At 62.2% G+C, this 26,620-nt stretch carries 26 protein-coding genes and 1 tRNA gene; 14 read left to right on the top strand and 13 right to left on the bottom strand.

Annotated elements, in window-relative coordinates:
• Positions 1-222: 222 nt before the first annotated feature.
• Positions 223-522: a BA14K family protein gene (locus AC0L2Y_RS28750; RefSeq protein ID WP_473561163.1), complete on the bottom strand. Its 300-nt coding sequence runs from the start codon at positions 520-522 to the stop codon at positions 223-225.
• Positions 523-711: 189 nt separating this feature from the next.
• Positions 712-879 (bottom strand): hypothetical protein, encoded by a 168-nt coding sequence (locus AC0L2Y_RS28755; protein WP_352492505.1) that lies wholly within the window; start codon positions 877-879, stop codon positions 712-714.
• A 158-nt stretch (positions 880-1,037) separates the two neighbouring features.
• On the opposite strand from AC0L2Y_RS28755, the gene AC0L2Y_RS28760 reads away from it, so the two are divergent.
• From AC0L2Y_RS28760 to AC0L2Y_RS28770, 3 genes are all read left to right on the top strand, one after another.
• Positions 1,038-1,113 (top strand) — tRNA-Thr (locus tag AC0L2Y_RS28760).
• Positions 1,114-1,789: 676 nt separating this feature from the next.
• Complete coding sequence (locus AC0L2Y_RS28765; protein ID WP_352492506.1) at positions 1,790-1,987, top strand: hypothetical protein; 198 nt, start codon at positions 1,790-1,792, stop codon at positions 1,985-1,987.
• A 133-nt stretch (positions 1,988-2,120) separates the two neighbouring features.
• Positions 2,121-2,759 (top strand): cupin domain-containing protein, encoded by a 639-nt coding sequence (locus AC0L2Y_RS28770; RefSeq protein WP_473561165.1) that lies wholly within the window; start codon positions 2,121-2,123, stop codon positions 2,757-2,759.
• A gap of 64 nt (positions 2,760-2,823) precedes the next feature.
• Here AC0L2Y_RS28770 and AC0L2Y_RS28775 read toward each other — a convergent pair whose 3' ends face one another.
• On the bottom strand, positions 2,824-3,390 hold the full coding sequence (locus AC0L2Y_RS28775; RefSeq protein WP_473561166.1) for a DUF2569 family protein: 567 nt from the start codon (positions 3,388-3,390) through the stop codon (positions 2,824-2,826).
• Positions 3,391-3,530: 140 nt separating this feature from the next.
• On the opposite strand from AC0L2Y_RS28775, the gene AC0L2Y_RS28780 reads away from it, so the two are divergent.
• Positions 3,531-3,731 (top strand): DUF2905 domain-containing protein, encoded by a 201-nt coding sequence (locus AC0L2Y_RS28780; RefSeq protein ID WP_023679908.1) that lies wholly within the window; start codon positions 3,531-3,533, stop codon positions 3,729-3,731.
• A gap of 50 nt (positions 3,732-3,781) precedes the next feature.
• Here the strand turns inward: AC0L2Y_RS28780 and AC0L2Y_RS28785 are convergent, their stop codons facing one another.
• The gene (locus AC0L2Y_RS28785; protein WP_473561167.1) at positions 3,782-4,396 is read right to left on the bottom strand and encodes a TetR/AcrR family transcriptional regulator; all 615 of its coding nucleotides are present in this window, start codon (positions 4,394-4,396) and stop codon (positions 3,782-3,784) included.
• Positions 4,397-4,487: 91 nt separating this feature from the next.
• Between AC0L2Y_RS28785 and AC0L2Y_RS28790 the strand changes: the two genes are divergently transcribed.
• The 7 genes from AC0L2Y_RS28790 to AC0L2Y_RS28820 all read left to right on the top strand — a co-directional run bounded on the left by AC0L2Y_RS28790 (position 4,488) and on the right by AC0L2Y_RS28820 (position 12,057).
• A complete protein-coding gene (locus AC0L2Y_RS28790) occupies positions 4,488-5,594 on the top strand; it encodes a polyamine ABC transporter substrate-binding protein (protein WP_473561168.1) in 1,107 nt (368 codons plus the stop codon).
• 13 nt (positions 5,595-5,607) lie between these two features.
• Positions 5,608-6,453, top strand: coding sequence for an ABC transporter permease (locus tag AC0L2Y_RS28795; protein ID WP_473561170.1), 846 nt, complete (start codon positions 5,608-5,610; stop codon positions 6,451-6,453).
• Between the two features lie 2 nt (positions 6,454-6,455).
• Positions 6,456-7,238, top strand: a complete 783-nt coding sequence (locus AC0L2Y_RS28800) for an ABC transporter permease (RefSeq protein ID WP_352492513.1) — start codon at positions 6,456-6,458, stop codon at positions 7,236-7,238.
• Positions 7,235-8,299 carry an ABC transporter ATP-binding protein gene (locus tag AC0L2Y_RS28805; RefSeq protein ID WP_473561172.1) on the top strand — a complete coding sequence of 355 codons (1,065 nt, stop codon included), beginning with the start codon at positions 7,235-7,237 and terminating at the stop codon, positions 8,297-8,299. Before AC0L2Y_RS28800 ends, AC0L2Y_RS28805 begins: the two co-directional genes overlap by 4 nt.
• Positions 8,300-8,301: 2 nt before the next feature.
• Positions 8,302-9,060: an MBL fold metallo-hydrolase gene (locus tag AC0L2Y_RS28810; protein ID WP_473561173.1), complete on the top strand. Its 759-nt coding sequence runs from the start codon at positions 8,302-8,304 to the stop codon at positions 9,058-9,060.
• 461 nt (positions 9,061-9,521) lie between these two features.
• Positions 9,522-10,295: an NAD kinase gene (locus tag AC0L2Y_RS28815; RefSeq protein ID WP_023679915.1), complete on the top strand. Its 774-nt coding sequence runs from the start codon at positions 9,522-9,524 to the stop codon at positions 10,293-10,295.
• 190 nt (positions 10,296-10,485) lie between these two features.
• Complete coding sequence (locus AC0L2Y_RS28820) at positions 10,486-12,057, top strand: DEAD/DEAH box helicase (protein WP_473561174.1); 1,572 nt, start codon at positions 10,486-10,488, stop codon at positions 12,055-12,057.
• Between the two features lie 89 nt (positions 12,058-12,146).
• On the opposite strand, the gene AC0L2Y_RS28825 is transcribed toward AC0L2Y_RS28820, so the two are convergent.
• The gene (locus AC0L2Y_RS28825; RefSeq protein WP_473561176.1) at positions 12,147-13,040 is read right to left on the bottom strand and encodes a LysR family transcriptional regulator; all 894 of its coding nucleotides are present in this window, start codon (positions 13,038-13,040) and stop codon (positions 12,147-12,149) included.
• Between the two features lie 121 nt (positions 13,041-13,161).
• On the opposite strand from AC0L2Y_RS28825, the gene AC0L2Y_RS28830 reads away from it, so the two are divergent.
• Complete coding sequence (locus tag AC0L2Y_RS28830; protein ID WP_473561178.1) at positions 13,162-14,046, top strand: NmrA family NAD(P)-binding protein; 885 nt, start codon at positions 13,162-13,164, stop codon at positions 14,044-14,046.
• A 44-nt stretch (positions 14,047-14,090) separates the two neighbouring features.
• Complete coding sequence (locus AC0L2Y_RS28835) at positions 14,091-14,363, top strand: DUF2798 domain-containing protein (protein WP_473561180.1); 273 nt, start codon at positions 14,091-14,093, stop codon at positions 14,361-14,363.
• An 82-nt stretch (positions 14,364-14,445) separates the two neighbouring features.
• Here the strand turns inward: AC0L2Y_RS28835 and AC0L2Y_RS28840 are convergent, their stop codons facing one another.
• The 7 genes from AC0L2Y_RS28840 to AC0L2Y_RS28870 all read right to left on the bottom strand — a co-directional run bounded on the left by AC0L2Y_RS28840 (position 14,446) and on the right by AC0L2Y_RS28870 (position 21,922).
• On the bottom strand, positions 14,446-15,093 hold the full coding sequence (locus tag AC0L2Y_RS28840) for a YiaD family glycine zipper/OmpA-like lipoprotein (protein WP_254817106.1): 648 nt from the start codon (positions 15,091-15,093) through the stop codon (positions 14,446-14,448).
• Positions 15,094-15,267: 174 nt separating this feature from the next.
• Positions 15,268-15,636, bottom strand: coding sequence for a GFA family protein (locus AC0L2Y_RS28845; RefSeq protein WP_023679923.1), 369 nt, complete (start codon positions 15,634-15,636; stop codon positions 15,268-15,270).
• A gap of 196 nt (positions 15,637-15,832) precedes the next feature.
• Positions 15,833-16,219, bottom strand: coding sequence for a hypothetical protein (locus AC0L2Y_RS28850; RefSeq protein WP_031212810.1), 387 nt, complete (start codon positions 16,217-16,219; stop codon positions 15,833-15,835).
• A 77-nt stretch (positions 16,220-16,296) separates the two neighbouring features.
• Positions 16,297-16,608, bottom strand: a complete 312-nt coding sequence (locus tag AC0L2Y_RS28855) for a hypothetical protein (RefSeq protein WP_352492522.1) — start codon at positions 16,606-16,608, stop codon at positions 16,297-16,299.
• A gap of 81 nt (positions 16,609-16,689) precedes the next feature.
• A protein-coding gene (gene prfB / locus AC0L2Y_RS28860; protein ID WP_352451084.1) for a peptide chain release factor 2 occupies positions 16,690-17,821 on the bottom strand; the annotation gives its coding sequence in 2 pieces (ribosomal slippage) (positions 16,690-17,754 and positions 17,756-17,821; 1,131 coding nt in all).
• A gap of 167 nt (positions 17,822-17,988) precedes the next feature.
• On the bottom strand, positions 17,989-20,445 hold the full coding sequence (locus AC0L2Y_RS28865) for a penicillin-binding protein 1A (protein ID WP_473561181.1): 2,457 nt from the start codon (positions 20,443-20,445) through the stop codon (positions 17,989-17,991).
• A 214-nt stretch (positions 20,446-20,659) separates the two neighbouring features.
• Positions 20,660-21,922, bottom strand: coding sequence for an N-acetylmuramoyl-L-alanine amidase (locus AC0L2Y_RS28870; protein WP_352668225.1), 1,263 nt, complete (start codon positions 21,920-21,922; stop codon positions 20,660-20,662).
• A 667-nt stretch (positions 21,923-22,589) separates the two neighbouring features.
• Here AC0L2Y_RS28870 and AC0L2Y_RS28875 point away from each other — a divergent pair.
• On the top strand, positions 22,590-25,574 hold the full coding sequence (locus tag AC0L2Y_RS28875; RefSeq protein WP_473561183.1) for an Rne/Rng family ribonuclease: 2,985 nt from the start codon (positions 22,590-22,592) through the stop codon (positions 25,572-25,574).
• 96 nt (positions 25,575-25,670) lie between these two features.
• Here AC0L2Y_RS28875 and AC0L2Y_RS28880 read toward each other — a convergent pair whose 3' ends face one another.
• Complete coding sequence (locus AC0L2Y_RS28880) at positions 25,671-26,618, bottom strand: glutaminase (RefSeq protein ID WP_473561184.1); 948 nt, start codon at positions 26,616-26,618, stop codon at positions 25,671-25,673.
• Between the last annotated feature and the right edge of the window lie 2 nt (positions 26,619-26,620).

Here is a 26,620-nt window from a genome sequence, read left to right on the forward strand (position 1 = left end):
CCGGGTCGCGCGCGCACGGTAGTGGGGTGCGCCCCCCCCCCCCCCCCCGGCGGCCGCTGCGCGCCCACCTCTCCCCCGCTTCGCGGCGGGCGAGGAACCCAGGTCCTAAGAAGTCGGAGGAACAATCCCTCAGCCTTGCCACTCAGACACACAGAAAAAGGGGCAGTGGGGTGCCCCTTCTTCCTGTTGCCTGAAACGGTCACCTCCTCTCAAGCTGGGCTCTCAAAGCCGGCAGCGATGGCGATAGCCGTCGTAGCCGACATAGGTGTCCGAGTACGGGTCGTAGCTCTGGTAGCGGTCGAGGCAGCGCCGGACGTGCCAGGAGCCGCCGTCGTCCTCGATATAGACGGTGCGCGGCTGGGCCAGCGCGCTGCCGAGCAGGAAGCCGCCGACGCCTGCGGCAATACCGATGCCGAGGTGCTTGTGCTTGTGATGGGCGGCCGAAGGCTGAACCGTGCCGACCAGCATGGCGGCGGCGACAGTGGTGGCGACGAGGCCGGAAACGATGGTGCGCTTGAACATGACGATCTCCTTGTTGCGGGAGGCGATCCAACCGCCTCTTGACCATCAGTCGTCCCGACAAGGAAAAAGGTTCGAAGATCTTTTTTGGATTTTTTCTAGAAAAAGGGAAATCGCCCGGTCCGATGCTGTCAGCCACGCGACCACGAACGGTCGCGCTGTTCGACAGTTCACCGGAACAACCGGCAGGCCTCAGCCCATGCCGGTGATATGGCGAAGCCAGAAGGCGAGCGCGATAAAGCCGATGATGGTGGTGACGCCGGTCCAGTCGATATTGGCGCGCTTCAGGTCCTTGATGAGTTTCACCAGGAGAACCCAGGCCACGACGACGAGCGGGAGAATGATGACAAACCTGATCATGCGACTGCCTCGCTGATGCGATTGCACCTTCGATCAATATAGGAAGCGAATTGGCCGTTTTCAGGACGCCCCGGCGGCAGAACCGGCGCGTTCGCCGGGAACCGAAAAACGGAGTTTTGTCTTTACTGGCGCAGCAAATATGCTAACCGGAGCGCCGTGCCCTTGTAGCTCAGCTGGTAGAGCAGCGGTTTTGTAAACCGAAGGTCGGCGGTTCGATCCCGTCCGGGGGCACCAGTACGGGCTGCTTGAGACCTCCGGGGCGCCTGATATCTGCTCATCCCCGATATCCACAGGCCGGGGCCGTCAGGATCGGTGGCACATCAGCTTCAACGCATATATTCCCTAGCGGAAACCATAGTTCCCTAGCGGAAAAACCCCAGGGGAAACCATAGGAGTCTTCGTTGGAGCAGAGACGCACGACCGCCCCCTTCGTCAGCGGCATGTTTGGTGGCGTTGTCGTCTTCGCCTTCGCGTTCGGCTTCCGTTTCCTGATAAGTCCCGATCCCGATCCTGCATCAAGAGCAACGACAAGCCTTTCGGTACTGGCATTCGCCATTTGTTTCGGCGCGGCATTCCTTCGCGAGCATCGACGCCAGATTGCCGCCGCCCGAGAATTTCTAAGCCGCCCAAGAACCTACTAGGCCCGCGCGTTCCGTCCCCGTCGGGGAGCCACAAACTTTGCCTGAGATTGCCGGCTTAATCTGACGCCAGATTGCGTTTTGGCGTCCCATACTAGGAGACGCCAAACCTATTCGTGTCTCGCCCTTATAGGGCCGTCATTTCGGCCTCTCTCCGGGTTCCGGGCCATTTTAACAGCATTCGATTAAATTACCCCTGTGTATATTAGCACTCGCTCAATTAAGCGCGCCGACAATGTTCGTGCGGCGGGCCAAAACCAACGGGTGTTGTCATGCGGAGTGATTTCGCCGCGGCGCGCGAGCTTTTGGAGTGCACACAAAACCGCCTCTGCGGCGCGGATGAAACGAGCCGACGCGTCAACGAGGCCCTCGACGCGCTGATTGAAGAAATAGCCATCGCGGAATTCCGCAAGGCGCCACTGACGGTCGTGCCGTTTCCACGAGCGCGGCCGCCCAAGCATATTCGGTAGAGCGCTGATCGCCCGCATTGACGAGGAGCCGGCGGCTGGTGTTTCCGCAATCGCCCGTTCAAGCGTCGTTGAACGACCGACCCTTTGACGATAAATTGCCAGGCCCTGGTGCTCTGAAACCCGGAGCTGATCTATGTCACGCTGTGGAGATGTCTACGAGAACAAGGTGACCGGCGAATATGCAGTCATCCTGCGTGGCACCGAAGACCGCGGCCAGGGACCGGGTATCGCTCATCTGACCGCCCGGCCGGGAGCCGCCGTGGTGGGCGAGCACTTCCACCCGAACCTGACGGAACGGTTTACCGTCCTCCGTGGCCGGCTCGACGCTTGCATCGCCGGGAAGACTTTGTCCCTGGGGCCTGGCCAATCCGCCACGGTCGAAGCAGGCGTCGCACATGATTGGTGGAACAGCAGCAAAACCGAAGAAGCGCATGTCCTGGTCGAAGTCGACCGGGCGCCAGGTGCGGACAATGTCGACCCGAACCGTTTCGAGCTGCTGATCGGCATGCTCTTCGGCTTGGCCAATGCCGGCAAGGTGGACAGAAAAGGCAGGCCTTCGCCGCTTCAGGCGGCAGTCATCGCCAGGGAATTTGCCGACGTAATCGTCTTCACGCACCCGCCACCTGCGATTCAGCGAGTGGCGCTGGCGATCCTGGCGCCACTCGGCCATCTGCTCGGCTATCGCGCGATCGACCCGGACTACTGCAAGCCGCACGGGCATGTCACGCCGGCTCCTGAAATCCTCGCGAGAGCAGGCCTAGTAGCCGGATGATCCGGGTCCAAATTGGGCGCCCAGCATTTTTGTCGGCAGCCATGCATAGGACTCGCGGCAAGCTCTATGACGCACTCGCGACCTGACCGGAAATCGCGGCCCTGTCGAACGTGTTTCTCACCCTGACCGACTTGTAGACGTAGGCGACCCAGATGCCGGTCAGGACAAAAGAAACTGCCGGCATTACCAGTGCATCCCCTGCAAGCACCAAGCTCACAGGAGCGCTCATAACCACAGAGATCCATACCGCGTCCAGAATAAACACGGTTGGTATCGCGAACCACTGATACAGGAACAGCTGCTTGAAGCGGTAACTCCGCAGCAGCATCGCAAAGAGCACAACCACCTGGAACACCATAAACGCCAGCAAGAGGGCAATCTCGCCGTAGACCGCCAAAGTGCCATTCGGGAGCGTCCTGAGCTGTCGGTAGCCTTCACTCGATGAGCCCAATGAGACGAGCGTGCGTAGCGGGGAGAGAGCCTGAAGGATCGCCAGCAGCATAAGCCAGCCGCCAATTCCCACAGGGGCTGCTGGATTCCCTGAGGGCTTTGTCGCAGATCGGACAGCAAAAAAGACAGGCACGCCGATCAGCAGCAGCAGTATTGCCCAATGCCAGATGGAAATCTGCATCCAATCCCTCCCTTGATGCCCTTTTAGGTTGTATCAGATTTCAACCTCAACTCAAGAGGCAACATCGAAAGGAAGCGCTGCTTGCAAGACCCGGCAACACTATATTTCTGGCACGATGCTATTTCCGGCAGGATGCTGCCATGTCGCGAACTCTGATCGTCGTTGGCCTCAGCATAGTTGCCATAGGCCTGCTGTGGCCTTGGTTGGCCCGGACCGGCCTTGGCAGGCTGCCCGGCGATATCGTGATCGAGCGTGAGAACTTCAGGCTTTATGTCCCCATCACCACGGGGATACTTGTCAGCATCGTGCTCTCGGCCATTCTATGGCTGATCAACCGTTAGGCGATGCTCCGGGCGATTTGTGTTGCAGGCCCTACTCGCTCTTGATCTTCTTACACTCCGATCGCTGCCACCAATATCCGGTTCTGCCGCCGTATCGCCGTGCGCAACTCTGCAATCCTCGCTTCCTCGCGCTTCACGAACTCGATGAACATCATGTTCATGTTGTTGAAGATGAGTTCGCCGAGCGCCGTCCCGTCGATGTCGCGGCGCACCAGGCCGAATGCCTGCAGGCGGGCGATAAGCGCACGTATCTGCTCGGTCAGTGCGCGGTCTAGCGCGGTGTAGGCCTGGCCGAACGGGCTGTCCGGCAGTTGCGTCGAGATCGCCATCGCCTGCCGCCACATCTCCTTGCTGAGGTAATGCAGCGAGTGCTCGATATAGATGCCGAGCAGCGTGTCTAGCGCGTCGCCGACATTGGCCGGCGGGTTGGCGACGACGCCGCGCCCGGCATTGAGCACCTCGTTGACCTCCATCGAAACGATGGCGCCGAGGATGTCGCCCTTGTTCTGGTAGTAGTTGTAGATCGTGCCGACCGAGACTTCGGCCTGCGCGGCGATGGTCTCGATCTTGGCGCCTTCATAGCCGGCGTCGCGGAAAAGCGCCGCCGCTGCCTCGATGATACGGCGGTGCCGATCCGCCTTCTGCCTTGCCCGCAATCCGCTCATAGCGGCTGTTTGCCACAAAAACAGAATTGACTCAATTTTAGAATTGGTTCAATTTTTTGCGACAAGCCAAAAAGGCAAGGGAGAACACTCGATGTCCGTCAATCCAAAGACCCCCAATCCAACCGTCAGGAATCCACTTTCCGTTCTGAGGAGCCATCTCCAGGGCGCCTGTGCCGCGGCAGCACTGCTGCTGGCGGCGGGCAGCCTCGCTCAGGCGCAGGACCTCAACGCGCTGATCTGGTGCGATCACGCCGATCCGGCGCTGTTGCAGCCGTTCGAGGAGGCGAACGGCGTCAAGGTCAATGTCAAGGAATTCGAAGGCACCGGCGCCGGCCTGGCCATCGTCGACCAGTCGCAGCCCGGCGACTGGGACGTGATGGTGATCGACAGCATCGACGTACCGCGCGGCGTCGAAAAGGGTCTGTTCGAGCCGCTGCCGGAAGACAAGCTGCCGCTGTCCGATCTGTTTCCGCAGGTGAAGATGGATAGCTCCACTGTCGTCGACGGCAAGCGCTACGGCATCACCGAAAAGTTCGGCTACAACACGATCGGCTACAACAAGACCAAGGTCGACCCGGCCGACATGCAGTCGCTTGCCGCGCTGACCGGTGACAAATACAAGGGCAAGATCGCCATCTACGATTATTACCTGCCGGTCATCGGCATGGCCGCACTGGCGATCGGCAAGAAGACGGCGCAACTGACCGAAGCCGACCTTCCCGCCATCAAGGAAGAGCTGCTCAAAATGAAGGCCAACGCCAAGCTGGTCGGCGAAGTGACCGCCAGCCAGACGGCGCTGGCGACCGGCGAGGTCGACATACTGGTCGGCGGCGGCGAATGGGTGACGGCGGGGCTGGCCAAGGAAAACCCTGCGCTGGACTTCTCAATTCCGAAGGAAGGCGCCGTGCTGTGGTCGCAGTCGCTGGCAATGTTCAAGGATTCCAAGAACAAGGAGCTGGCGCTTAAATTCATCCAGTACATTATGAGCCCCGAAGGCCAGGCGCGGCTCGCCACCTCGTCCTGCTATTGGGGCATGCCGGCGAACAGCAAGGCGGCGTTGAGCGACGAGCAGAAGAAGATCCTGCGCTTCGACGAGCAGCCGGAGTTCCTCGCCCGCGCCCAGTCCTATCCGGCGCCGAACGCCGATCTCGACAAGAAGATGCAGGACGTCTGGACCGAAATGCTACAGGCGCAATGACCGGCTGCCGGTCGTGAGCGCTGCCACAAAGAGTGAACGTGCCCTGCCCTGGGCGCTGGTCACGCCGGCGCTCGGCTGGACGTTGCTGTTCTTCGTGCTGCCCTTCGTCGCCATGGCCGTATCCAGCCTGACGGCGCATGAAGGCGGCGGCTTCACGCTGTCCAACTACAGCCAGTTCTTTGCCAATCCATCTTACTGGCAGGCGATGGTGAACTCGCTGCAGGTCACCGCCATCGTTACCGTGATCTCCGTGTTGCTTGCCTATCCCTTTGCCTGGATTCTGGCCGAGCAGGTGCCGGAGCGCTGGCAGCGGCTGGCGCTGATGCTGGCGGTGCTGCCGTTCTGGACCTCCTATGTCGTGCGCTCTTATTCGTGGCTGCTGGTGCTGGCGCAGAACGGCGTCGTCAACCGCGTGCTGACCGGCTCCGGCCTGTTCGGCGAACCGCTGCAGCTCGCCAATACGCGGCTAGCGACCGTCACCGGCTTCGTGCATTTCTTCGTCATGCTACTGACGCTGACGATCTTCGCCAATCTGAAGCAGCTCAGCCCAAGCTACCGCAAGGCCGCCGCCGACCTCGGCGCCGGGCCGGTGCGCACATTCCTGCATGTCGTTCTGCCGCTGACGCTGCCCGGCATCATGGTCGGCGCCTTCCTCACCTTTGTGCTGTGCATCGGCGACTACATCACGCCGCAGATCCTCGGCGGCAACAACGAGCTGTTGATGCCGCAACTCGTCATGATGCAGATCGGCCGGCGCGGCGACTTTCCGCTCGCTTCGGCGCTGTCGATCATCCTGATGGCGGTGGTCACCATCGCCTATCTCGCCTGCGCCCGCTGGCTGAAGATCGAGCGGGCCTGACCATGCGCGCTTTCATCCGCCTCGTCTCCGGCCTTTACGCCCTCGCCATCTATGGCTTCATCTTCCTGCCGGTGGTGGTGCTGGTGCTGTTTTCGCTGCAGGCGACGTCGTTTCCGATCCCGCCCTTCACCGGGCCGTCGCTGCGCTGGTACGAGGCCGTGCTTGCCGACACGCGGCTGACCTCGGCGCTGGTCAATTCGCTGCTGGTGGCGGTCGTCTCCTCGGCTGCCGCCGTCACGCTCGGCTTCCTCTCCGCCTGGGGTTTTGCGCGCTTCGCCTTGCCGGGCTCGGGCCTGATGCGCGGGCTGATCACGCTGCCATTGACCGTCAGCTATCTGATCATCGGCATGGGGTTGCTGGTGCTGTTCAACTGGGCCGGCGTGCCGAAGTCGCTCACTGCCGCCGGCATCGGCCATGTGGTGATCAACCTGCCGCTCTGCTTTGCCATCGTCTACAGCCAGATGGGCGACCACCAGATCAATATCGAGCGCGCGGCGCGCGACCTCGGCGCGCCCGAATGGAAGGTGCTGCTTTTGATCACGGTGCCTGTCATGGCGCCGGCTATCTTCGCTGGTTTCTTCCTGTCGATGACCTTCTCCTGGGACGAATTCGTGATCTCGTTCCTGTTGACGCGCTTCGACACGACGCTGCCGGTCGAGATCTGGAACCTGCTGCGCTCCGGCCTCAATCCCAAGACCAACGCCGTCGGCTCGCTGGTCTTCGCCGTCTCCATCGTACTGGTGGTATTGTTCGAGCTGATGCTGTTGCGGAGGAAGCCGGCATGAGTGCGCCACTGGTCGATATAAGCTCCGTCTCGCATCGCTTCGGCCAGCACACGGTGCTGAAGAACGTCTCGCTGACGATCGAGCCGGGCAGCTACACGATCCTGCTCGGGCCGTCCGGCTCCGGCAAGACGACGCTTCTGTCCATCCTCGGCGGCTTCGTCACGCCGAGCGAAGGCAAGGTGCTGATCCGCGGCGAGGACTGCACCGCCGTCCCACCGGCGAAGCGGCCGACGACGACCGTGTTCCAGGACTATGCGCTGTTCCCGCATATGAGCGTCGGCAGCAATGTCGGCTTCGGCCTGCGCATGCAGGGTGTCGATGGCGCAACCCGGGCAACAAGGGCGCGCGAGGCGCTAGCGCTGGTTGGGCTGGCCACCGCCTTCGACAAGAAGCCGCACCAGCTTTCCGGCGGTCAGCGGCAGCGCGTGGCCCTGGCGCGCGCCCTGGTGGTCGAGCCGGCGGTGCTGTTGCTCGACGAGCCGCTCGGCGCGCTCGACCTGAAATTGCGCCGGCAGATGCAGGACGAACTGAAGGCGATCCAGAAACGCGTCGGCACCGCCTTCATCCACGTCACCCACGACCAGGAAGAAGCGATGGCGCTGGCCGATCATTGCGTGGTGATGAATGACGGGCGCATCGAGGACGAAGGACCGCCCGAGCGCGTCTATGCACGGCCGGCGACGCGCTTTTCCGCGACTTTCATGGGCGAAAGCACGCTGATATCGGGAACGGTGACGGAGGCGAAGAGCGGCAAAATCACCGTCACCACGAAGCTTGGGCAGCTCTCGCTGGCCGGCACATTGCCGGTCGGCTCGACCGTTGCGCTGGCCATCCGGCCTGAGCATCTTGTCCTCGGCGCTGCCGGCGGTGCTGTGGCACTTGGCATGATCAAGGTGAACGATGTCGTCTTTCAGGGCAGCTTCAAGCGCGTGCTGGGGACCTCCACGACCGACCCGGCGCTGCACTTCATCGCCAAGGTCTCGGCCGTATCGGCCGTCCAGCCGGGCGACGTGGTCGCGGTATCGTGCGATGCTGGCGACATCATCCTGCTTGCGGACTGAACATGAGCACGCTTCCAACCATCGACGCCGGCCACTGGTACGAAACCATCCGCATGGGCGATGGCGTGACGCTGATCCACGAGCCGTGGATCAAGCCGTTCTTCCGCTGCAACATCTGGCATGTGCGCGGGAGCGACCGCGATCTTCTGTTCGACACCGGCCTCGGCCATTTCAGCCTGCGGCGCCATGTGCCGCTGGTGACGGAACGCAAGCTCACCTGCGTGGCCAGCCACACGCATTTCGATCATATCGGCTGCCATCACGAATTTCCCGACCGCTGCGTCCACCCGGCCGAGGCCGAGATCCTCGCCGATCCGCGCAACGAATGGACGGTTGCCGACCGCTATGCCACCGACGAGATGTTCGACGGCATGCCGCAAGGCTGGGATGCGAAGCACTACCGGATCCTGCCCGCACCAGCCGGCCAGTTGCTCGAGCAAGGCGATATCGTCGATCTCGGCGACCGTGCCTTCGAGGTGATCCACACGCCCGGTCATTCACCCGGCGGCATTGCGCTCTACGAAAACAGGACGGGCATCCTGTTTTCCGGCGACATCGTCTATGACGGCCCGCTGATCGACGACGTCTATCACTCCGATATCGACGATTATGTGGAAACGCTGCTGCGCATGCGCAACCTCGATGTCTCGGTCGTGCATGGCGGCCATTTCCCGAGCTTCGGCAAAGTCCGCTATCGCCAGCTTGTCGACGAGTATCTCGCGCAAAAGCGCCAGGCCGGCTGCCATCTGCTCGCCCGATAAGGACTAGGGTTATTGCGTCAAAGCGCCCTTTGCGGACAGGGTGTCCCCACCGCGTCGCCGCAGCGTGAGGCCGTGGGCTCGGGTCTAAAACTCTTTTCCTCCGACTGGCGCACCAGTTCCGCGAAAGCCAGGGCAAAACTTGCCAGCATCAGGAAGACAATAATCAAGCGTGCCAGCGGCAATAGATCGGCCTCGACTGGTTAGCCCCCACGCCGCCCGTCCGCTGCCGGCTAACATGATCGATCCGGCTTTACGAGAGTTTAAGGCGGATCTTAACCATCACATCATTTTGTCCCGCGACATGATGCGCGAGTGCGTCTTATTTGGCCGCCATCTCCAGGCACCTCCCTCCCTTTGCAGAAATGCCCACCCATGCTAACCCGGCGCTGGCGCGGCCCAGCAACCGGTCGCCGCCAATCGGTCGCCAGACGGTCGTCGCCAATCGGTTGTCGTTGAGAGCCATGAGCAAAACCGCCAGCCGTTTCGCCTTCGTCTCATCCGGTACAGCCGACGCCAATGCGGCGCTGGAAAGCCTTTCTGCGCGCTACGGCCAGGCATCCGTCGAAGAGGCCGGGATCGTCGTGGCGCTCGGCGGCGACGGCTTTCTGCTGCAGACGCTGCGCGAGACGATGAGCACGGGAAAGAAGGTCTACGGCATGAACCGTGGCACCATCGGTTTCCTGATGAACGAATACCGCGCCAGCGGCTTGACCGGGCGCATTGCGGCGGCCGTTGCCGAAACCATCCGTCCGCTGGAGATGCAGGCAGTGACGGCGGAGGGCGAGACGATTTCGGCGCTGGCGATCAACGAGGTCGCGCTTTGGCGCCAGTCCTACCAGACCGCCAAGATCCGCATCACCGTGGATGGGCAAGAGCGGCTGGAGGAATTGCACTGCGACGGCGTGATGATTGCGACGCCGGCCGGCTCGACCGCGTATAATCTGTCGGCGCACGGGCCGATCCTTCCGCTCGACGCTCCGCTGCTGGCGCTGACCCCGGTCAGCCCGTTTCGTCCGCGGCGCTGGCGCGGCGCGCTGCTGTCCAACAAGGCGATCGTGCGTTTCGACATTCTGGAGCCGGAAAAGCGGCCGGTGAATGCCGCCGCCGACCACACCGAAGTCAAGGCGGTGACGACGGTCACGGTGAGGGAATCGCCGACGGCAACGGCGACGCTGCTGTTCGATCCCAACCATTCGTGGAACGAGCGCATTCTCGCCGAACAGTTCAGGTATTGAGGCGGCGCGGCAGCCACTGCGCAAATTAAGCATCGCGATTAAGGTTACGACTTCACAATCGCGCCAATGCCGCCCGTTTGTGTTGACAAATCGTGGGCTTGCGCCTACCTGCAATACCAATCTTGCAGGCGCGCGGCGCTTGCCGCGACTGCTTATGTTGCGCCCCCGAACCAGCCAAAGACAGCCAAACTTGTCCTCAGACACCCAGATCGCTCAAGAAGCGTTGACCTTCGCAGACCTCGGCCTGTCGCCGAAGGTCCTTTCCGCAGTTACCGATGCCGGCTACACCGAGCCGACGCCGATCCAGGCTGGCGCCATCCCTCACGCCTTGCTCGGCAAGGACGTGCTGGGCATTGCCCAGACCGGCACCGGCAAGACGGCGTCCTTCGTCCTGCCGATGCTCACCCGGCTGGAAAAGGGCCGCGCCCGCGCCCGCATGCCGCGCACGCTGATCCTCGAGCCGACGCGCGAGCTCGCCGCGCAGGTCGAGGAAAACTTCGTCAAATACGGCAAGAACCACAAGCTCAACATCGCGCTGCTGATCGGCGGCGTGTCCTTCGACGAGCAGGACAAGAAGCTCGAGCGCGGCGCCGACGTGCTGATCGCGACTCCCGGCCGCCTGCTCGACCATCGCGAGCGCGGCAAGCTCCTGCTCAACGGCGTCGAGATCCTCGTCATCGACGAGGCCGACCGCATGCTCGACATGGGCTTCATCCCCGACATCGAGCGTATCTGCGAGATGATCCCGTTCACCAGGCAGACGCTGTTCTTCTCGGCGACGATGCCGCCGGAAATCACCAAGCTCACCGAGAAATTCCTTCACGCGCCGGTGCGCGTCGAAGTGTCGAAGGCAGCATCGGCCGCCACCAACATCATCCAGCGGCTGGTGAAATCCGGGCCGAAACCCTGGGACAAGCGCGAGACGCTGCGCAATCTGATGAAGGCCGAGGATGCCGAGCTGAAGAACGCCATCATCTTCTGCAACCGCAAGATCGAAGTATCGGAGCTGTTCCGCTCGCTCTTGAAATATGATTTCGACGCCGGCGCTCTGCACGGCGACATGGACCAGCGCGCGCGCATGCAGATGCTGGCCAATTTCCGCGACGGCAAGCTGCGCTACCTCGTTGCTTCGGACGTCGCGGCGCGCGGCCTCGACATTCCCGATGTCAGCCATGTCTTCAATTACGACGTGCCGATCCACGCCGAGGATTACGTCCACCGCATCGGCCGTACCGGCCGCGCCGGACGCTCCGGCAAATCCTTCACCATCGCGACCAAGTCGGACACCAAATACATCGACGCCATCGAGCGGCTGATCGGCACCAAGATCGAGTGGCATGACGGCGATTTGTCGACGGTCGTCGCCAGCGAGAGCGGCGAGGATGAGGCCCCGCGCCGTGGCCGAGGTGCGCCACGCCGCGCCGGCCGCAAGGACGACGCCAAGGACAGGGGCGAGCGCAAGCCGCGTGAACGCCACGCCAAGCGCAGCGAAGAAGCGGCGCCGGAAGCGGTCAGCGAGGAACAGCCGGTCGTGGCCGAAGTCGCCGACATCGGCGAGCGGCGTACCCGCAAGGACGCGATCCGCTCCGAAAACACCGAACGCAAAGCTTCGCCCGATCGCAACGAACGGCGCGCGCCGGAACGCGGCGACACCAGGCCGCAGCGCGAGCGCCCTGCCCGCCAGCGCCAGGAAGACAACGACGCGACCGTCGGCTTCGGCGACGACATGCCGGCCTTTATGCGTATAGTCGCCAAGGTCTGATACGGCGCTCGCGCGCGTCCCATGGCCGCGCAGTTCCTTCCAAATGACACCCTTCCGTGGCACATTTCCAGGGCTTGGATCGCTTTGTCCTAAAGGTTCTTGAGTTCCAGGCGGGATGCCAGCAGATCCAGAAAAGCGCGGACTTTGGCCGAGGATGATCTGCCTTCCGGCCATACGGCGTGTATCGGCACTAGCACCGGCTCAAATTCGGTCAGAACCAGTTCCAGGCGGCCATCGTCCACCAGGTGTTTTACCTGCCAAAGCGGCGAGTAGCCCAAACCCAATCCGTGAACCGCGGCCGCATAGATCGATATCATCAAATTCGACCGGAAGGTGCCCGCGACCTTCACCGGCCGGGGCTTGCCTTCAATCTGAAACATCCATTCGCCTCGGCGGCCGTCAACGGTTCGTACGATGCATTCATGCTCGCGCAGTTCGAGCGGATGGGCCGGTCGGCCGTGTTGCTGGAAGTAGGCAGGCGCGCCGAACACCACGCGCCGCAGCGCCCCCAGGCGCTTCGCACGTAAGTTGGAATCCGGCAAATTGCCGATCCTTACCGCCAGATCGAGACCCTCTGCATCGAGATCGACAAATTCATCGGAAAGCTGGAGGTCAACCTCGACCCGGGGATATGTCCGCATATAGTCGGCGATTGCCGGCACGAGGAAGTCCGGGCCGAACAGAACCGGCGCACTCACGCGCAGGATGCCCGATGGCTCCGACCGTCGATTGGCCGCTTGAAGCCTGGCTTCGTTAATTTCCTCGACGGCGGGTTTGATGCGCTGGAAAAAGGCCGCTCCGGCTTCGCTCGGCATAGAGCGGCGTGTCGTCCTGTGCAGAAGCTCGACCCCGATTGATTCCTCCAATGTCGCCAGGGACCGGCTGACCGACTGCAGCGATCGGTTTAGCCGGCGTGCGGCAGCCGTCAGGCTGCCATGCTCGACAATGGCAATGAAGGCTTCGAAATCATCTATCCGGCTCATCGCGTATTTCTCCCGAAACTCGGGAGAAACTATCGCAAAATCGATGAATTGTAACGCAGTTCGCCAGATTTTATCTTCCCTGCATAGGCCGAAAAGGCAGACTCGAGGGAAGGAGATCGTCATGCGAACACCCAGTCCAACTGTCCTGGTCGTAGGCGCCGCAGGCCGCGTTGCCGGTTTGGTTGTGCCTGAACTCGTCCGCCGCACTGCCAGGGTTCGAGCGCTTGTTCGTGACGCGGCGGCTGCCGAAAAAGCCCGGAAAGCCGGTGCATCCGAGATCGCGATCGGAGATCTGCGCAACCATCAGAGCCTTGATCAGGCAGTGAAAGGTGTCGACGGTGTCTTTCACATCGGACCGGCCTTTGCTCCCGACGAAGCCGCCATGGGGGTTGCCATGGTTGAGGCGGCGGCGCGAGCGGGCGTTCGGAAGTTCGTCTTTTCGTCGGTGATCCAGCCCACCAACACGAGGCTGGAAAACCATGCAAGCAAGATACCCGTCGAAGCTGCCCTCTATTCGACGAACATGGAATACACCATTCTGCACCCGGCCAATTTCATGCAAAATATCGCGGCCGCCTGGCCGTCCGTCGTCGAGCACGGCGTTTTCGCCGAGCCGTTTCCAAAGACGGCGAAGCTCGCCCGCGTCGACTACCGCGACGTGGCTGAAGTGGCAGCGATCGCACTGACCGAAGCGCGTTTGTCCTATGCGACCCTCGAACTGTGCGCCGACGGTATGCACAGCCGCGAAGAGGTCGTCGCCATGATGAGCCAAGCGCTTGGCCGGCCGGTTTCGGCGGGCGAGCCGACATTTCAGGACTGGGCGGCGAAGGTCCGCCTTCCCTATACCGACCGCCAGTTGCAGATGCTGGCCAAAGTACACAGCCACTACGCCAAATACGGCCTCGGCGGGAACAGCCTGACGTTGCGCGCCGCGCTTGGCCGCGAGCCGCGTTCGCTGCGAAGCTTCATTCGGGAATTGGCGCTGCAGACGGCATATGCCGCCTGATCGTCCTCACAACGCTTACGCACATTTCTGATTGGGAGATTTCGATGCATGCATCATCGAACCGAGCCTTCAAATTGAGAAAGCTGCCACCCTCCTACGGCGCGGTGGTGATGCCGTTGGTTCTTTCGATTCTGATGTCCTCGATTGTCTCGGCGGTCTCGACGGCAATCGGCGCAGGCTGGACGAACGGGTTTATTGCGGCCTGGAGCTGTGCATGGGGCGCTTCATGGCTTGTCGCGTTTCCCAGTCTGCTGATTGTGCTTCCAATTGTGCGCCGGATCGTTGCCGCGATTGTCGATCAGCCGGCCCGGTCCTGACATCACGAACGAAGGGGGCCGGCGGTCCGGCATAGCCATTGGAGCGGCCCTTGCGAGGCCGCTCCAGGTTCGTACGCTTGCCTCAGGTAAGCGGCGACAGCTGGATTTCGACGCGGCGGTTCTGAGCCCGGCCGGCAGCGGTCGCGTTGGAGGCGATCGGACGCGTCTTGCCGAAGCCGGTGACGGCGAAGCGGCGGGAATCGACGCCCTGTCCAGACAGATAGTTGGCGACCGCCAATGCGCGCCGCTGCGACAGGTCGAAATTGTGCTCGTCGCTGCCGGTCGAGTCGGTGTGGCCGAACACGTCGACCGTGGTCTGGCGGAACTTTTTCAGCACAAGGGCCACTGAATTCAGCACCGGATAGAAACCGGCCTTCACCGCATCCTGGTCGACGTTGAAAGTGATGTCGGACGGCATATTGAGGATGATCTGGTCGCCGGTGCGGGTGACGCTGACGCCGGTGCCCTGAAGCTGCCGGCGCAGTTCGGCCTCGTTCTGGTCCATGGTGGCACCGATGGCACCGCCGGCAAGCGCGCCGATGCCCGCGCCGATCAGCGCGTTGCGGCGGTCGTTGCCGCCGGCAAGCATGCCGAGCCCGGCACCCGCCAAAGCGCCGAGACCGGCGCCGGCAGCGGTGTTGGAAACCTTCTGCTCCCCGGTGTAGGGATCGGTGGTGCATGCGCTCACGAGCACAGCCGTCGCCACGACGGCGAGCACAATCTTTTTCATACGGTGGTCCCTCTCCATTCCACGGCCACGCAACGGCGCACCGCATCAGCCCTTCCAGCGACTTGTAACATGAAATGCGGCGAAAAGCGGACCAGCAAAAGCCGCTGCCGCGGCTTTCCCCGGCTCAATTCCACACGCCTGCAGCGGCTCGCGCGACCACCGCAATTCAACCTGCTACCAGAGATTCTTGCCGTCGATGACCACCACTTCGACCTTGTCGAGATCGAAATCGTCGAACAGCCGCGAGTTCACGCTGATCTTCGGATTGTCGAAATTCGGCTCGCCTGTCGACCAGTCCGGCGTCTCGGTGAAGGTGCCGCAGCCGCAGGTGGCGCAAAAACCGTGTTTTATGGTTTTCGATCCCCACTGGTAGAACGAAACATTCTCCGGCGGGCTGGTGAGTCTGAATTGCGATGGGGTGTAATAGGCCCACAACGAACCGCGTTTCGAACAGAAGGAACAGGTGCATCGCGTCACTGTCTGCGGCGCTTGCGAAACCTCGAATGTCGTCGCCTTGCAGTGGCAGCTTGCCTTGATGGTCATGGATTAGTCCCTCACAATGCCACCGCCCGTAAGCAAAGGCAGCATAAAGAAACGCTCCTGACAACTGCCTGTCAGCGACCTGCGAGCCTGCGATGCACAGGTTAAAAGTGCTGGGTTGCCGATCGAAGGCCCATCGATACGAAACCGCTGCACGCCCTCGGTGTCACGCCGTGGGCAAGCTTTTGGGCGCCATGCGCTAATAGGACGAGGGGGGCACGAACAGGCAGATGGTCTTTCCGTCATTAGCACCGGCAACGGAGCACCAATGATATTCGCCGTCGGGCGAATTCTTGATCCGCTTGTCGCTATAGGCCACGACTTCCCCGGTCCCTTTGATGACATAGCCCTCGGGACGTTCGCTGATCGATGTCTGAGAGACCTCGCGGCAATCATAGCCCGAGCAGCAGGAGAACGGATAGCTCCAGCCTTGCGGCATGGCCGCGGTCGGCTTGGCATCATGCGCCAGAGCAGGCGCTGCAAATGGAATGGCGGCAGCTATCAAAACCACTGCCGCGACAAGTGAATTCAGGAGTCGGCGCGCCGTGCGGGCGACTGGGGCCGGTCTGGTTGTGAGAGCAGGCATGAGCGCAGTTCCTATCAACGGTTGTCAAGCATCTCGCTTGCCCGTTCCCGGAACGTGTCTTCCCAGTGGCCGGATCGTCAGGTCGCAGATACGCCGCGTCCGGCCATAAATGCTTTTTTCCTCCCCAGCGCATGAATGCTGGGCTGATTCCTTGGTTGGCGCAAGTAATTGCTGTCGCAACCGAACGCCGACCTCTGCAACCGGAACCAACCTGCCGTCCTGATCGACGAAACCTGGTCAACCCCGGCAGTGGGATCGCCAATAACGGGATCGGCTCGCGCTGGTTCCAGGCTTGGCACCGGCAGGCCCGAGGCATCCGCGTCAAAAGCGTAAATCGATTTTGAAAAATTCGATGAAAAACAAAGTTGTAGAACGACAGGTAAGTTCAAATTGAGAGCTCGTCACTCTCGCGCGACGGCCGTAACTCTCGCGTGATGAAACCAGGTACTGCCGGACTGGTGCCGCCAGCCTCAGTCGATATCGGCCACCGTTTCACCAGCGCCACCCTCGATCCGCTGCGACAGTGAGGCTTCCATGAAATCGTCGAGGTCGCCGTCGAGCACGCTCGACGGGCTGGTGCTCTCGACACCGGTGCGCAGATCCTTCACCAGTTGATAGGGCTGCAGCACGTAGGAACGTATCTGGTGGCCCCAGCCGATATCGCTCTTCGACGCTTCCGTGGCGTTCGCCACCGCTTCGCGTTTCTTCAGCTCTTCCTCGTAAAGCCGCGAGCGCAGCATTTCCCAGGCCTTCGCCTTGTTCTTGTGCTGGGAGCGCTCCGCCTGGCAGGCGACCGCGATGCCGGTGGCGAGATGGGTTATGCGCACCGCCGAGTCGGTAGTGTTGACGTGCTGGCCGCCCGATCCCGAAGAACGGTAAGTGTCGATACGGACGTCGGATTCGGAAACGTCGATGTCGATCGTATCGTCGATGACGGGATAGACCCAGACGCTGGCGAAGGAGGTGTGGCGGCGCGCATTGCTGTCATAGGGCGAAATCCGCACGAGACGATGCACGCCGGATTCCGTCTTCAGCCAGCCATAGGCGTTGTGGCCCTTGATCAGCAGCGTGGCGGACTTGATGCCGGCTTCTTCGCCGTCATGCACTTCCAGCACCTCGACCTTGAAGCGGCGGCGCTCGGCCCAGCGCGTATACATGCGCAGAAGCATCGAGGCCCAGTCCTGGCTTTCGGTGCCGCCGGCGCCGGCATGGACTTCCAGATAGCTATCGTTGGCATCAGCCTCGCCCGACAGCAGCGTTTCGATCTGGCGCGCCTTGGCCTCGCCGCGCATCGAGCGGATCGCCGCTTCGGCCTCCGCGATGACGCCCTCGTCGCCCTCTTCCTCGCCAAGCTCGATCAGGCCGATATTGTCTTCCAGGGCCTGGGTGAGGCCTTTGACCGCGGCAATGCCTTCCTCGAGGCCCTGACGCTCGCGCATCAGCTTTTGCGCTTCCAGCGGCTCGTTCCAGAGGCTGGAATCCTCGGCGCGGACGTTCAAGTACTCAAGCCGCTTTATGGCTTGGTCCCAGTCAAAGATGCCTCCTCAGCAGGGTGATCGCCTGCCTGATCTCGTCGACAATATTTTGCGTTTCCGCGCGCATGGCTGGCTGTTCTGTCCTGTTGCTGGATGGCGGTTTGGTGGCGCGATACATAGGGACGGCACGGTCTCCTGTAAAGCGCCGGCCCCTGTAATGTACCGGCCCCTGTAAAGCGGAATGAACCGGCTCGACCAAGATCGTCAAGCCGGCCCGACCCGATGTAGCGATTGTCAGTAGAGCCCGCCGCCGCCCGACTGGATGGCCTGGTTGGCCTGCGGCGACAGCGCCCCGCCGGTGGCGTTGGAGCCGTCCGCACCCATGCCGATCACCCAATAGCTGTCGGCGGGACCTGTACCCGGCTTGAAGGCTTCGATGAAGGCTCCGGCGTCGCCCGCGTTGGCCCGCATGCCGGTCTTGCGATTGATCGCAATCAGCTTCATGCCTTCCGGAACCTTGAAGTCGACATTGGGCGTGCCGTCCAGCGCCACGCGCATGAAGTCCTTGAAGATCGGCGCGGCAAGGCCGCCGCCGGTCGCGCCCTTGCCAAGACCTTTCGGCTGATCGTAGCCCATGTAGAGGCCGACAACGAGGTTCGGCGTAAAGCCGATGAACCAGGCATCCTTTTCGTCGTTGGTCGTTCCGGTCTTGCCGGCGATGTGGCGGCCGAGTTCGTTGATGGTGGCGCCGGTACCGCGTTGCACGACGCCCTCCATCATCGATGTGATCTGGTAGGCGGTCATCGGATCGAGCACCTGCTCGGAGTTGTCGACCAGCTCCGGCTCTGGCTGGTTCTGCCACTCGGCGGCGTTGCAGTTCGAGCAGCCGCGTTCGTCCTGCCTAAAGACGGTCTTGCCGTAGCGGTCCTGGATGCGGTCGATCAGCGACGGCTTGATCGACTTGCCGCCATTGGCCATGATCGAATAAGCCGACACCATGCGCATCACCGTCGTCTCGCCGGATCCCAGCGCCATCGGCAGATACGGCGCCAGATGGTCGTAGACACCGAAACGCTCGGCATATTCCACGACCAGCTTCATGCCCATGTCGTTGGCAAGCCGCACCGTCATCAGGTTGCGCGATTTCTCGATACCGGAGCGCAAGGTCGCCGGGCCGGCCACCGTTCCGTCGTAATTCTTGGGCGTCCAGGTCGTGTTGCCGCTCTGGATGGTGATCGGCCCGTCCATGATCACCGAGGCAGGCGTATAGCCATTGTCGAGGGCGGCCGAATAGACGATCGGCTTGAACGACGATCCGGGCTGGCGCATGGCCTGCGTCGCCCGGTTGAACTCCGATTGCGCGTAGGAGAAACCGCCGACCATGGCCAGGACGCGTCCGGTATGCGGATCCATGGCGATCAGGCCGCCCTCCACTTCGGGAACCTGGCGCAAGCTGTAGCTGTTGTCCGAGCCTTCGTTCTTCTGCACGAAAATCACGTCGCCCGGCTTCAGCACGTCGGCCGGCGACTTCGCCTTGACTGTCCTGCCGTCGACCACGTGGCGCATGGCGAAACTCATGTCTTCCTTGCTGACAGTGCCTTCGACGCGGTCCTTGACGATTTCGCCGGAGATCTGGCGCGTCGGCTGCAGGCCGATGGACAGGCCGGTGGCCGAGCTGTCGAGCACGACGGCGAGCGACCATTCCGGCACGTCCTCCAATCGCTTGACGTTGCCCAGCGGCACGCCCCAGTCGCCGGAAATGTCGATGCTCGTGACCGGCCCGCGGTAGCCGCGCAGCGTGTCGAACTTCATGAGACCGTTCTGCATGGCCTTGCGGGCAATCAGCTGCATCTTCGGATCGAGCGTCGTGCGGACGGAAAGGCCGCCTTCGTAGAGCGCATTCTCGCCATAGCGCGCGATGATCTGGCGACGCACTTCCTCGGTGAAATACTCCCCGGCGAAGAGATAATTGCCGGTGCGGCGCGGCGTGACGCCGAGCGGCTCGGCCTTGGCCTTCTCGCCTTCTTCATGTGTGACGTAGCCGTTCTCGACCATCTGGTCGATGACCCAGTTGCGGCGCTCCAAGGCGCGATCGGCATGCTTGAAGGGATGATAGTTGTTCGGACCCTTCGGCAGAGAGGCGAGATAGGCGGCCTCGGCCACGGTGAGCTCGTTCACCGATTTATCGAAATAGGTGAGCGCAGCACCGGCGACGCCATAGGCGCCGAAGCCGAAGAAAATCTCGTTGAGATAGAGCTCGAGAATGCGATCCTTGGAATAGGCCTGCTCGATGCGGAAGGCCAGGATCATCTCCTTGATCTTGCGCTCGTAGGTCTGGTCTGAAGACAACAGGAAGTTTTTCGCCACCTGCTGGGTGATCGTCGAGGCGCCGACCTGGCGCTTTCCCGAGCCAACATTCTGCAGGTTGACGACAATGGCGCGGCCAAGGCCGGTCACGTCGATGCCGGGATGATTGTAGAAGTTCTTGTCCTCGGCCGACAGGAAGGCCGCCTTGACTCGATCCGGGATCGCCTGAATCGGCAGATAAAGCCGCCGCTCACGCGCATATTCGGCCATCAGCGCGCCATCCGACGCGTGGATGCGGGTCGTCACCGGCGGCTCGTATTTGGCCAGCACCTCGTAATCGGGCAGGTCCTTCGACAAATGGCCGATATAGATCGCCACGCCCGCCGCGACCAAAAGGGCCAGCGTCGTGCCGATGCCGAAGAAATAGCCAATGAGACGAATCATACCCGCTCCAGTCCTTGGTTCGGGAATTTCCTAAACGAAGCCGCCCTTCACGCAAGCTTTCGGGACGATCCCAAACCGTAATCGCAAAACCCATGTCGCGACCATGTGGGCAAAATACGGCAGCATGGAATTTCGGTTTCGAATGCCGGAAATAAAAGCACAGGGTGTTGTCGCCGTGCAACGCTGCTTCAGGTTGTGGGCGCCGGCGGGCATTTCAGCCTCCGGCCCCCGTTCCGCTCTTGGCCGAAGCAAACAGTGCAACGGCGTTGGTTATGCTCTGGGTCGCCTTGTTGCGCCAATCGGCGCTGAGCAACTGTGCTTCGTCCTTGGCATTTGACAGATAGCCGAGTTCGACCAGCACGGATGGAACATCCGGCGCCTTCAGCACCTTGAAGCCGGCAGAACGCTGCGGGTTGTTGATCAGGCCGACGCTGGTGGAAAGCTGGCCGACGAGAGTATGGGCAAAGCTCATCGAAAAATTATGCGTCTCGCGGCGGATCAGGTCGATCAGGATATCGGTCACTTCCTTGCTGTCGTCCTTGATCTCCATGCCGGCGAACTGGTCGGAAAGATTTTCACGGTCGGCAAGCGCTTGCGCCTCGGGATCGGAAGCCTTGTCGGACACGGTGTAGACGGTAGCGCCGCGGATGCCCTTGAGGCTGATCGTGTCGGCATGGATCGAGATGAGCAGGTCGGCCTCATGCTGGCGGGCAATGCGCACGCGGTCGTCGAGCCGCAGGAACACATCGGTCTCACGCGTCAGGAACACGTCGTATTTGCCGCCGGCGGCGAGCTTGTCGCGCAGTTCCATGGCGAAGGCGAGCGTCACGTTCTTCTCGACCGTACCGTTCAGGCCCTCGGCACCGCCGTCGATGCCGCCATGGCCGGGATCGATGACGACGGTGAAACGATGGCCCGGATTGGAGACCGGCCCGGTACCGACCCTGCCGGCCTTGTCGGCGGAGACCGTCGAGCCGGTGGTCAGCGCCTGATTGGCGAGCGCCGCATCGAATTCCCGCTGCGACGCCGCCGACATGTCGATGGCGATGCGGTAGCCCTTGCCGTCATCGTTCTTGAGCACGTCGAGATTGTCGACGGCGAACGGTCCCTTGCCGGTGAGAATCAGCCGCGATTTCCTCTCGCCGAGTTCGCCGTAACGCACGGCGCGGACAAGCCCGCGCGGCTTCACATCCTTGGCATTGAGGGCGAATCTCGTGGCCGGCAGATCGATGACCAGACGATTGGGGCCGCGCAGCAGGAACCATTTGATGTCGGGCTCGCGGTCGAAATTGATGACGATGCGCATCTTGGTGGCATCGCCGGCCATCTTGTAGCTTGTGGCACCGAGCGGTGCGTCGGCAGCACGCGAAAGCGGCGAAAAGACCAGGCAAGCCAGGATCAGCGGCAGCAGGCAGGCGGTGCGGAAGAACCGGCCTCCATGATGACGGCCCTTGTCTGCGAAGCCTGCCAGTCCCATCTTTCTACCAGTCGCTCCCGTTTGGCGTCATGCCCGATCGCTTGTCGAAGTGCCTTATTGCTTGTCAAAGTTCTGGCAGGCCGCGAACTCGATTAACGATTGGTATCCAGAGAAGGTTAACCAAGCCTTTTCATGGAAGGCTTGGGACCGGGGCTTCCGCTGCGGAACGGCTTTTTGCCGGCATCGGGAATCGGGGTTGCCTTCCAACCCGCCAAATCATAAAAGCGATGGTGGATCACTGCAATCCTGGAACCGTCCTCCTCCGCAGCTTCCTGCTACAGGTCAGACGCAAGACGGCTCCTTTCGCTTCAGGCGAAGAAGGCATCGGTGATCGCGACGATTTTCGCAGGCGTGCTCCCGTGGCGGGGGAATCGCCTGCGTGAGCAAAACGGCCGGGATTGTCCCGTGCCGGCTCTGTATGAGCAAACAAGCTGGTCCGGTTTTTCCCGGGCTTTGGTTCAAAAGGTTCTGCTGGTGACGATGGCTTCAAGCGCAATCATGGAAAGGTCCGCAACAAACCGCGCCACTACGGCTGCGGGCGGCACCGCCATGGCGCTCAGGCAGCGGCCGGCGGACGTTCAATTGTCCGGCACCCATGTTCCAGGTCCACGGCAGCGGGCATTGTCCTGCAAGCTGCGGCCGACGGCTGCCGGGAGGAAACGAAATAATGCCCAACAAAATGCTGATAGACGCCTCCCACCCGGAGGAAACACGCGTTGTCGTCGTTCGCGGTAACCGTATTGAAGAATTCGACTTTGAATCCCAGGACAAGAAGCAGCTCAAAGGAAACATCTATCTCGCCCGCGTAACGCGCGTCGAACCTTCCCTCCAGGCAGCCTTTGTCGAATATGGCGGCAACCGTCACGGTTTCCTCGCCTTCAGTGAAATACACCCCGACTACTACCAGATTCCGGTCGCCGACCGTCAGGCGCTGCTGCGTGCGGAAGCACAGGAAGCTCAGGACGAAGAGGACGAGGAAGCCGCCGAAGGCGAGGACCGCCAGAGCCGCGACCGTGGCAAGCGCGGACGCCGGCGCGGCGGCAAGAGCCGCGACCGCGGCGAGCACAGGCGCGAGGCAGGCGCCTCCGACGGTGAGAATAGCGAGAACGGCGAAGATGCCGTCGCAGAAAACCTGGATTCCGCTGCCGACAACACCATGTCCGACATTGCCGGACAGAGCGAGGATGCTGCCGGACAGAGCGATGAAGTCGCCGATCGCGGTGAGACCGAGCCGTCCGAAGGCGGTTCCAGTTCCATCGCTGCCAGCGTCGATGCCGACGTAATCTCGGAAGCCGTCCCGCAAGTCGAGCTAAGCGGGCCCGAGAAAGGCGGGGCCGAGACAAGCGGCGAAGCAACCTCCGAAGACAATGATCGCGGCATGCTGGAAGAGGTGCAATCCTCGCATCCGGACGATCACGAGGTCGAATCGGTCGGTGCCGAGGACGCGCTTGAAGAAGTGCGCAACCGCCGCAAGCCGGTGCGCCGCCAGTACAAGATCCAGGAAGTGATCAAGCGCCGGCAGATCTTGCTGGTGCAGGTCGTCAAGGAAGAGCGCGGAAACAAGGGTGCAGCGCTGACCACCTATCTGTCGCTGGCCGGCCGCTATTCGGTGCTGATGCCGAACACGGCGCGCGGCGGCGGTATTTCGCGCAAGATCACCAATGCGCAGGACCGCAAGCGGCTGAAGGAAGTGGTCGCCGATCTCGAAGTGCCGCAGGGCATGGGTGTCATCCTGCGTACGGCCGGTGAAAGCCGCACAAAGGCAGAGATCAAGCGCGACTACGAGTATTTGATGCGGCTTTGGGAAAACGTCCGCAATCTGACGCTGCAATCCACGGCCCCTGCCCTGGTTTACGAGGAAGGCAGCCTGATCAAGCGCTCGGTGCGCGACCTTTACAACAAGGATATCGACGAGATCCTGGTTTCCGGCGAAGAAGGCTACCGCGAGGCCAAGGATTTCATGCGCATGCTGATGCCGAGCCACGCCAAGGTGGTTCAGCCGTTCCGCGACACGACGCCGATCTTTGTGCGCAACGGCATCGAAGCGCAGCTCGACCGCATGCTGCAGCCGCAGGTGACGCTGAAGAGCGGCGGCTACATCATCATCAACCAGACGGAAGCGCTGGTCGCGATCGACGTCAATTCGGGCCGTTCCACCAAGGAGCACTCGATAGAGGACACCGCACTTCACACCAATCTGGAAGCCGCCGAGGAAGTCGCCCGGCAATTGAGGCTGCGCGATCTCGCCGGCCTCATCGTCATCGACTTCATCGACATGGAGGAGAACCGCAACAACCGCTCCGTCGAGAAGCGGCTGAAGGATCACCTCAAGAACGATCGTGCCCGCATCCAGGTCGGCCGCATCTCGCATTTCGGCCTGATGGAGATGTCGCGCCAGCGCATCCGTGCCAGCGTGCTGGAATCGACGATGAAGCCTTGCCCGCATTGCGGCGGCACCGGCCATGTGCGCTCCGATTCGTCGGTCGCGCTGATGGTGGTGCGGGCAATCGAGGAATTCCTGCTCAAGGATTCGCGCAGCCACATTACGGTGCGGACGCCGGCAGCGACCGCGCTCTATGTGCTCAATCACAAGCGCGGCACGCTGGTGGAATTCGAGCACCGCTTCGGCGTGACCATCACCATCGAAGCCGACGATGCGGTCGGTGCACAACACTATGCCATCTTCCGCGGTGCGCTGGCCGAAAAGCCTGAAGGCTTTGTCGAGGCCCGCACGTTCCCGGCCTATGTCGAGCCGGAAGAACCCGAGGACGAGATCGTCATCGAGGAGGAAGACGAGGCACCGGTGCAGGCCGAGCAGCCACATCCTGTCCAGCAGCCGCAGCAGCCAAGGTCCGGCGAGGACGGCGAAGGCCGCGATCGCAAGCGCCGCAAGCGCCGCAGACGGCGCGGCGGCAAGGATCGTGAACACGGGGAACGCGAACATGGCGATCGCGAACACGCGGACCGCGAGCATGGCGCTGCCGTTGAAGGTGCCTCCGTTTCGGCGCCGACGGACGACGCCTTCGTAGCCGCGGCCGACCAAGCCGCCGAAGCGGAACGTGAAGCGCCGGCCGGTGTTGCCGAAACGGCGGAAGCGGCGGACGACGGTCACGGCAAGAAGCGCCGGCGCGGCAAGCGCGGCGGCAAGCGCAATCGCCGTGAGGACGGCGAGGACGGCGTCGAAGCCAGCACCGGCGAGCCAGCCGCCATGACGGAAGGTGCCGTGTCGGAAGCAGAGCCCGTGACCGGCGACCCGGAAGGTGCGCCGCCGGCCGAAGAGCTTGCGGTGCTTGCTCCGGCGAACGACGACATGCCGAGCGCCGAAAAGCCGAAGAAGCCGCGCCGCGCCGCCAAGCCGAAGAAGGTTGCGGCGGAAGCAGTTGCCGAGATTGCGGGCGCCGAGACATCGGCTGCCGAGGCCGCCTCCGTGGCTTCCGGCGAGACCGCCGCGCCGGTTCCGCAGGAGACCGAAGTGGCGGCTGCCGAGGAAACGCCGAAGGTCCGGCCGTCGCGGCGCAAGCCCGCACCGGTGGATGCTCCGGTCGTGCCGGTCGTCTCCTCGATCGTTCCCGAAGAGGCAAAGACCGAGGAAGCAAAGGCCGAGGACAAGCCAAAGCGTGCCGGCTGGTGGCAACGGAAGGGCTTTTTCTAAGCCTTTCCGTGCATTAGCCAGACTTTCTGATTAAAAAAATCCCGCGTTGCCGATCGGCTGCGCGGGATTTTTTGTCCGAATTCCAGGCGACAGGCGCTATGGCGCGAAGATCGACCAGTTCATCGTCTTCGCCAGTTTTTCCAGCGCGATCGAGCCCAGCCTGGAATTGCCGTTGGCGTTGAGGCCGGGCGACCACACGGCAAGCGAGGCAACACCCGGCACGATCCCCAATATGCCGCCGCCAACGCCGCTCTTGCCGGGAATGCCGACGCGGAAAGCGAAGTCGCCGGAGCCGTCATAGTGGCCGCAGGTCAGCATCATCGCACCGATGCGGCGGGCGCGCTCGGCCGACACGACGGAATGCCCGGTCGCCGGGTTCTTGCCGCCATTGGCGAGGAAGCGGCCGGCCAGCGCCAGTTGCCGGCAGCTCATGGCGATAGCGCAATGGTGGAAATAGACGCCCAGCGCCAGTTCCGGCGCATGGTGGAGATTGCCGAACGATTTCATGTAATTGGCAAGCGCGAAATTGCGAAAGCCGGTGGCGCGTTCGGACGCGGCGACCTCGCGGTCGATGATGATCGTGTCGTCATCGGCCAGGAACTGGATGAAGCGCAGGATCTCGCCGATCGCCTCGCGCGGCTGATGGCCGGCAAGCAGGATATCTGAGACCACGATGGCGCCGGCATTGATGAATGGATTGCGCGGAATGCCGTTCTCGTGCTCGAGCTGGACGATCGAGTTGAACGGATTGCCCGAAGGTTCGCGCCCGACCCGCTGCCACAGCGCGTCGCCGACATTGCCGAGCGCCAGCGTCAGCGTGAACACCTTTGAGATGCTCTGGATCGAAAACGCCTCGTCGGCATCGCCCGCGGTCAGCACGCGGCCGTCATTGGTCACCGCGGCAATGCCGAATTTTTTCGGATCGATCTTGCCGAGCTGGGGAATATAGCTGGCGACGTCGCCGCGATCGGTACGCTCCGCCATTTCGGCAGCGACCTCGCGCAATGCATGTTCGAGTTGCGGCGCCTGTTCAAGCTCCGGCATCG

The sequence above is a fragment of the Mesorhizobium sp. WSM4830 genome (genome assembly GCF_055811495.1).

Excerpts from the sequence above, each read along its gene's own strand:
- AC0L2Y_RS28810 (WP_473561173.1), top strand. The coding sequence starts at position 8,302 with ATGAGCACGCTTCCAACCATCGACGCCGGCCACTGGTACGAAACCATC.
- AC0L2Y_RS28765 (WP_352492506.1), top strand. The coding sequence starts at position 1,790 with ATGCGGAGTGATTTCGCCGCGGCGCGCGAGCTTTTGGAGTGCACACAA.
- AC0L2Y_RS28825 (WP_473561176.1), bottom strand. The coding sequence starts at position 13,040 with ATGAGCCGGATAGATGATTTCGAAGCCTTCATTGCCATTGTCGAGCAT.
- AC0L2Y_RS28880 (WP_473561184.1), bottom strand. The coding sequence starts at position 26,618 with ATGCCGGAGCTTGAACAGGCGCCGCAACTCGAACATGCATTGCGCGAG.
- AC0L2Y_RS28805 (WP_473561172.1), top strand. The coding sequence starts at position 7,235 with ATGAGTGCGCCACTGGTCGATATAAGCTCCGTCTCGCATCGCTTCGGC.
- AC0L2Y_RS28850 (WP_031212810.1), bottom strand. The coding sequence starts at position 16,219 with ATGCCTGCTCTCACAACCAGACCGGCCCCAGTCGCCCGCACGGCGCGC.
- AC0L2Y_RS28835 (WP_473561180.1), top strand. The coding sequence starts at position 14,091 with ATGCATGCATCATCGAACCGAGCCTTCAAATTGAGAAAGCTGCCACCC.
- AC0L2Y_RS28775 (WP_473561166.1), bottom strand. The coding sequence starts at position 3,390 with ATGCAGATTTCCATCTGGCATTGGGCAATACTGCTGCTGCTGATCGGC.
- AC0L2Y_RS28815 (WP_023679915.1), top strand. The coding sequence starts at position 9,522 with ATGAGCAAAACCGCCAGCCGTTTCGCCTTCGTCTCATCCGGTACAGCC.
- AC0L2Y_RS28755 (WP_352492505.1), bottom strand. The coding sequence starts at position 879 with ATGATCAGGTTTGTCATCATTCTCCCGCTCGTCGTCGTGGCCTGGGTT.
- AC0L2Y_RS28840 (WP_254817106.1), bottom strand. The coding sequence starts at position 15,093 with ATGAAAAAGATTGTGCTCGCCGTCGTGGCGACGGCTGTGCTCGTGAGC.
- AC0L2Y_RS28865 (WP_473561181.1), bottom strand. The coding sequence starts at position 20,445 with ATGATTCGTCTCATTGGCTATTTCTTCGGCATCGGCACGACGCTGGCC.
- AC0L2Y_RS28830 (WP_473561178.1), top strand. The coding sequence starts at position 13,162 with ATGCGAACACCCAGTCCAACTGTCCTGGTCGTAGGCGCCGCAGGCCGC.
- AC0L2Y_RS28785 (WP_473561167.1), bottom strand. The coding sequence starts at position 4,396 with ATGAGCGGATTGCGGGCAAGGCAGAAGGCGGATCGGCACCGCCGTATC.
- AC0L2Y_RS28870 (WP_352668225.1), bottom strand. The coding sequence starts at position 21,922 with ATGGGACTGGCAGGCTTCGCAGACAAGGGCCGTCATCATGGAGGCCGG.
- AC0L2Y_RS28750 (WP_473561163.1), bottom strand. The coding sequence starts at position 522 with ATGTTCAAGCGCACCATCGTTTCCGGCCTCGTCGCCACCACTGTCGCC.
- AC0L2Y_RS28800 (WP_352492513.1), top strand. The coding sequence starts at position 6,456 with ATGCGCGCTTTCATCCGCCTCGTCTCCGGCCTTTACGCCCTCGCCATC.
- AC0L2Y_RS28790 (WP_473561168.1), top strand. The coding sequence starts at position 4,488 with ATGTCCGTCAATCCAAAGACCCCCAATCCAACCGTCAGGAATCCACTT.
- AC0L2Y_RS28845 (WP_023679923.1), bottom strand. The coding sequence starts at position 15,636 with ATGACCATCAAGGCAAGCTGCCACTGCAAGGCGACGACATTCGAGGTT.
- AC0L2Y_RS28780 (WP_023679908.1), top strand. The coding sequence starts at position 3,531 with ATGTCGCGAACTCTGATCGTCGTTGGCCTCAGCATAGTTGCCATAGGC.
- AC0L2Y_RS28875 (WP_473561183.1), top strand. The coding sequence starts at position 22,590 with ATGCCCAACAAAATGCTGATAGACGCCTCCCACCCGGAGGAAACACGC.
- AC0L2Y_RS28770 (WP_473561165.1), top strand. The coding sequence starts at position 2,121 with ATGTCACGCTGTGGAGATGTCTACGAGAACAAGGTGACCGGCGAATAT.